This is a genomic window from Arthrospira sp. PCC 8006 (genome assembly GCF_046480465.1).
Classification (GTDB): domain Bacteria; phylum Cyanobacteriota; class Cyanobacteriia; order Cyanobacteriales; family Microcoleaceae; genus Limnospira; species Limnospira platensis.
The window spans coordinates 1-5,648 of record NZ_PKGG01000279.1; the positions used below are offsets into that span (position 1 = coordinate 1).

The window sequence follows — 5,648 nt, forward strand, 5'->3', positions numbered from 1 at the left end:
TGCTGGAGATACCTGGCGACGTGCTGCGATTGTGTCTGATGCGGTTACTCTACTGTCTAGTGACTTTAGGGAGGGATATCGCTGGGAAGGTGACTATAACCTCCGCAACAACATGGTTCTTAGCCAAGACTACAGGCGACTAAAGCAAGGAAAGGATGAGAATGAGCTGTTGGAGTACCCGGTTAAACTGGAAGAAGGCTATGATGTTGATGGGGGTGGCATCAGTTCTGAGAAAATATTTAATGAGCGGTACTTCGGCTTCGACCTGAATGGTAACGGCTCCCAAGTAGTCTTCAGACAGGATGAAGATGGGGAAGATATCACAGTTGATGACAAGGCCTCGGAAGAAGACCTAACCCTGGAAGCTGTGCGTAGGATTAACGGCTTCTATGACAACAACTTCATGACTAGTCAAAATGTTTGGCGTAATAATTCAATTAGGTTATGGATTGGTGGTGCAATAACCAGAAGTTCCTATGTTAATAACTATGTGACTCCCATTCAGACCAGAGGCAATGGCATTGAATATGTGATGGAGATGTGCCGTAAACCTCTAGTTTCCATGTGTAAGCCAGGGGATTGGGTAGTCAGTCCCCCAGGAGCTAGTAGTAGTGAGGAAGATGAATTGATGAATAAAATTGGCGATCCCTTTATAACCAGTACTGCAGACAATCAACACACTGTAGGATCAACTGTACAAATAATATTCCCAGCAAGCGATCGCATCTATCCCCGTCGTATTGCTTTTCTTCGTGATAAGACACACAAACTTGTGCTAGATAGAAAAGGTCATACTATCCCCTTGGGTGTTGTTAATGGCGAATACAACTATTCACCCTTACAGGATGCTGAAATTTGTGTGGATAATGACGACAAAATATCCTTGAACGAAGAAGATGAATATGACACAGAGTGTACAAATGGAACTTGGGAAACTTTTTCCAAGGTGACCACAAAAAGAGCCGATGCACTGCTCTTTCAAATGGACGGTGATGTGCCGAAGGTTCATTGGGAACCCCGTCCTAGACATCCTGATGATGATGATAATTATAAGTATTTGTTGTATGCACAGCCTCTGTGGGAACCTGTGGTGCAACTTAATACAATCCCACATAGCCTACAGAACTTGTTACAGCAGGCTGTAGCAACTACTTTTAACCTAATTGTTGCCAGTGGTGATTCTCCCATCCGACTAACAGTAGGTAAAAACACTGAGCTAAACGGTGGTTTCCACAACTTTAGTCGTTTCTTGGAAAGATGGAATGGCGTAGATGCCACCATCAAGGGTGGATTTTTCCAGTTCAAACGCAGTGCATACGCCAGCGGACCAATGATGCCAGTTTTGAATCAGGATGATTCCGACTTAACCAAGTTCGGACCACCCTTAACAACGGGCGATCGTCCCTACAGAAGTTTGATTGATAACGGTCAAGTGCCATTCTACCGACCCCCTGTCAGGAACTACGGTTATGATGTGGCTCTGATGAACTCAGAAGACTTGGACCTGTTTGCCACCCGGCTGACCACTCCCGCCACCCAACCCCCAGATGAATACTTCCGAGAAGTGAGTCGGGATGACCCCTGGGTTCATACGCTCATGTGTGGCACAAAGGATGATGGCAACCATTTTCTCGGTGATGAGTTGCGCCCTGACGAATGTCCTTTAAGCCCTGGTAGCTTTCTCCGTCGTTCATAGTCGAACCTAGTAACCCATAACTGACCATCCTATTTAATCATGTTGCATTCTAAGCCAAACCATGTTCAACCCCAAACTATCCCCAAAGTTCTCCCAGTCCAGTGAATCTGGCTACACCCTGCTCGAGTCCATCATGGCTATGGTGGTGGTCAGTATCCTGATGGTGGGGATTTCTCCGGTGTTGGGTTTTGCCTTCGCCACCCGGGTACAGGCTAGACGCATAGAACTAGCCAGCAGAGCCGCTAACAGTTATATCAGTGCTGTCCGTGCTGACCCAACCAATACCAACTTGGTGCGGTTAAATCCCAGTGACCCCAACGCCGGACCAACCGCAACTGGTAGCTTGAACTGTGGGGCTGGTCAAGCCTGTACCACCCCAGCCAACTTGTTCTGTGTGGATAATGACGGAACTGGGAGATGTGAAACCAATAGCCCCACGGATATGATGGTTCAGGGAATTGGCATAAATGAGTGTAGCAACAACCTAGAGGAAGGTTATCAGTTGATTGTCAGGGTGTATCGTGCTGACGCATTTGCTCAATCGGGACCACTGGAGGGGGCTAATGATGACGGGTCTAGTAATGTGGCTAGTTCCAGAGTGGGTTTAGGCAGCCCAAGAGACTCCCTAGTGCAGGTGCGAACCGAGATTAGCCCCAGTAGCAATAATGTCTTTACGAGTTTACGTGATCGTTTGGCAGGATGCAGTTCTGACGATGCAGAGGATTAATAGGTTTGGTGATGGTTCCCATGGAGTGCAAAAGTCACATTATCCCGGTAGAGAGGTAGTTATGCTGTCCCTAGTTCGGTTTTGGTTAATTGGTGCATTGAAAGGTAAGTCAAAAACCACCCAGGGAAATGACTTAGGCTTCACAATGGTTGAGTTATTGATTTCGGCTGTTGTGGCTAGTATGATTATCACGCCGATTCTGTTTTTTGTGGTGGATGTTTTACGAACCGATACTCAGGAAGAAATCAAAGCCAGATCCGAACAGGAGTTACAGGCGGCCGCAGATTTCATTCGTCGCGACCTCTCCCAAGCTATCTATATCTACGACGGTGCAGGGGTTAATGCGATTAGAGACCAACTTCCTGATTCTGAGAATGTGGTATTGGTGTTCTGGAAACAGGAGTTGATCCCCAATGTTATTCCCCCCAATGGTATCGATAGGCCAGTTGCTGATGATTATTGCAAAACGAGGCGTTGCGATGATGCCCAAGTTTTATCTTTAGTTGCTTACTATTTACAAACAGATGCTTCTGATACTTGGTCTGATCAGGGGCGTATTTCTCGCTTACAAATCAACGATGGTGTAATAGATATACACAATAACACCTGCCCCGAGCAGAAGGAACCACCACCACCATGTTATATTGCTGGACATCAACCAGACCCAGGTTTTGCTCGACCTCCTGGGCGTATCAGAATGAATCAATGGAAACGACATCCCGACCATGAAATTACAGCATCACGAGAAGTTCTGATTGATTACATATATCCAAACGAGGTCGCAGGCCTAGAAGATGATCACTGTAAAAAAGCTCTTGGCTTAACTGCAACAGATGATCCAACTGAAGCTGATGATTTTTTACGATCTGGAGATAAGGGTAGTGGCTTTTTTGTATGTGTGGACTCCCGTAGGACAGCAGCTTTGGTTAACCTGAGAATGAATGCGGCATTTCGCATTGATCCGAATGCTACAACATTCGACCCGAATCGGCGATCGCTTTTTCCTGAGACCAGCTTTTTGGTTAAAGGCTTCGGCACTTTCAATTAACCCATAAAGTCCCTCAATTTATAATAAAAGGAACCCATAAAATGAGTATTTTAATTAACCGAAAAGCGGTCGATTATAGGCGCAAAAACAACCAGTCAGGCTTCACGATAATTGAGATGTTGGTGGTAGCATTAATGGTTGGCATTCTCAGTGCGATCGCAGCTCCGACATGGCTGATGTTTGCCAACAGACAAAAAGTTCGCACGGTTAATGACCGGGTTTATAACGCCATACAAGAGGCTCAAAGCCAAGCCCAATTAACCAGTTTAGGTAGATCCCTCGAATTTGGTGAGCATCAAGGTATACCCGCATATCGAATTTATTTAACCTCTGGTGGACGACCGGACGACGATAACGCAGGTTGGCAAACTCTCGATGTCAATGGCGAGATTAACGAGGGACAAATCACACTGCAAGTTATTCCACCAAAAAAAGATAGCCGAAAACACCTAGAATTTGACCATCGAGGAGTTGTACAGAATGAACTACGAGAAAAAGGACCGGACGACCCGGACGACCAGTTTTTTTGGGTAGTTGTATCTTCGGCTGATAATACCGTGACACATTGCGTGTCTGTCATAACTCGGCTAGTCTCTACCCAGAAACTGGAAGGAGAGGATTGCCCTGATGAGTAATTGTAACTAACCTATTGTAACACAAAAAGTTAATTATCGGCTGAATATTTTAACAAAACTTTACCCCCGATTCCCGCCAAGATAGTTTAGAATACACCACAAAAGATATCACCCGTAAATAGGCCTGTTGCGAGTGAGGTTATTTGTGTATTAAATACACAAAATGTATCCTTTTGACCCAGGTTAAATAATGGAAAATAAATTAATTAAGCACTTGCTTCTGGTTCAGAAACAGGCTGTTAATTTAGTGCCTGAACAACCTGTTAGCAGTGACTTTCAGGGTGCAAAATCGCCAAAACCCCATACAGAATCTGGGTTTTCTTTACTAGAAGTATTGGTGGTGATGGTGATTATATCGATAATAGGTGGGATAGCGGTTCCGACGTGGTTAGGTTTCGTGAATAACCAGAAACTGCAAACTTCTATCCGGCGACTCAACTGGGCTATCCACTCAACCAAAAGTGAGGCTATACTGTCTAGTACATCATGGCAGGCGAGCATTAGGGAATATGGGGGACAGGTACAGGTAGCAGTCCATCCCGCGAAGACTCCCCCTGGTCAACTCCCAGAAGGTTCATGGACTAACCTAGAACCGGGGATAGAAATTCACAACCGGGAAAAAAACAGCAGGGGTAAATATGAGACGACGCTGCGAAAAGTAGACCCTGACACCAACCAAGTCCGAAACGCGGGGACGGTGTACCGAGTTTTATTCAACCACCAAGGCTGTCCGGTCTATAACCCGTCTAATTTCTGCGCCCAAACTTCTCTGGCGGCGAAGGGACGCATTGCTCTCCATCATCCTGAAGTTCCGGGTCAAAAGTGATGTATCATCATTTCGACGCTGATAGGTGCGACTCGCATTGGTCAGCAACAGCAAAGACCGGATCAAAATGGCTACTATTGCCATTAACTAGGTAGGGGCGGGTTCAACGGTCAATTTTCCCTCCCCAGGAGGATATAAATAAACCCGCCCCACGGCCGTCAATTTTCCCTCCCCAGGAGGATATAAATAAACCCGCCCCACGGCCATAAAAATGGCTACTATTGCCATTAACTAGGTAGGGGCGGGTTCAACGGTCAATTCTCCCTCCCCAGGAGGATATAAATAAACCCGCCCCACGGCCATAAAAATGGCTACTATTGCCATTAACTAGGTAGGGGCGGGTTCAACGGTCAATTCTCCCTCCCCAGGAGGATATAAATAAACCCGCCCCACGGCCGTCAATTTTCCCTCCCCAGGAGGATATAGCGCTTCTCATCTCTATAAGGTACAGCCCTCACCCCAAACCCCTCTCCCAGAAAGGGAGAGGGGCTTTGAGAAGTGAGGAACCCTTAGTCCGGTGCGTCAGTACAGAATTTTTGGGTAATATCAAAATGGCTGGGGTCTGACGCACCCTGCGGGGAATTAGAATTAGGTGCGTCAGTACAGAATTTTTGGGTAATATCAAAATGGCTGGGGTCTGACGCACCCTACGGGGAATTAGAATTAGGTGCGTCAGTACAGAATTTTTGGGTAATATCAAAATGGCTGGGGTATGA

General features: G+C 46.2%; 6 protein-coding genes. 5 read left to right on the top strand and 1 reads right to left on the bottom strand.

Features of this window, described 5'->3' with window-relative positions; all coding sequences use genetic code 11:
* The 5 genes from hpsA to B9T16_RS24985 form a co-directional block, all read left to right on the top strand.
* Positions 1-1,696: hormogonium polysaccharide biosynthesis protein HpsA (gene hpsA, locus B9T16_RS24965; protein WP_410246029.1), on the top strand; the 1,696-nt coding region annotated here is incomplete at its 5' end.
* Between the two features lie 61 nt (positions 1,697-1,757).
* Positions 1,758-2,423, top strand: coding sequence for a hormogonium polysaccharide secretion pseudopilin HpsB (gene hpsB / locus B9T16_RS24970; RefSeq protein WP_410246030.1), 666 nt, complete (start codon positions 1,758-1,760; stop codon positions 2,421-2,423).
* Positions 2,410-3,471, top strand: coding sequence for a hormogonium polysaccharide secretion pseudopilin HpsC (gene hpsC / locus B9T16_RS24975; RefSeq protein WP_410246031.1), 1,062 nt, complete (start codon positions 2,410-2,412; stop codon positions 3,469-3,471). The genes hpsB and hpsC overlap by 14 nt, the downstream gene beginning before the upstream one ends.
* A 41-nt stretch (positions 3,472-3,512) precedes the next feature.
* The gene (locus B9T16_RS24980) at positions 3,513-4,106 is read left to right on the top strand and encodes a Tfp pilus assembly protein FimT/FimU (protein WP_410246032.1); all 594 of its coding nucleotides are present in this window, start codon (positions 3,513-3,515) and stop codon (positions 4,104-4,106) included.
* Positions 4,107-4,296: 190 nt separating this feature from the next.
* Entirely contained in the window at positions 4,297-4,932 is a 636-nt protein-coding gene (locus tag B9T16_RS24985; protein WP_410246033.1) for a Tfp pilus assembly protein FimT/FimU, read from the top strand.
* A 454-nt stretch (positions 4,933-5,386) separates the two neighbouring features.
* On the opposite strand, the gene B9T16_RS24990 is transcribed toward B9T16_RS24985, so the two are convergent.
* A partial coding sequence (locus tag B9T16_RS24990; protein WP_410246034.1) for a hypothetical protein occupies positions 5,387-5,648 on the bottom strand: 262 nt, incomplete at its 5' end.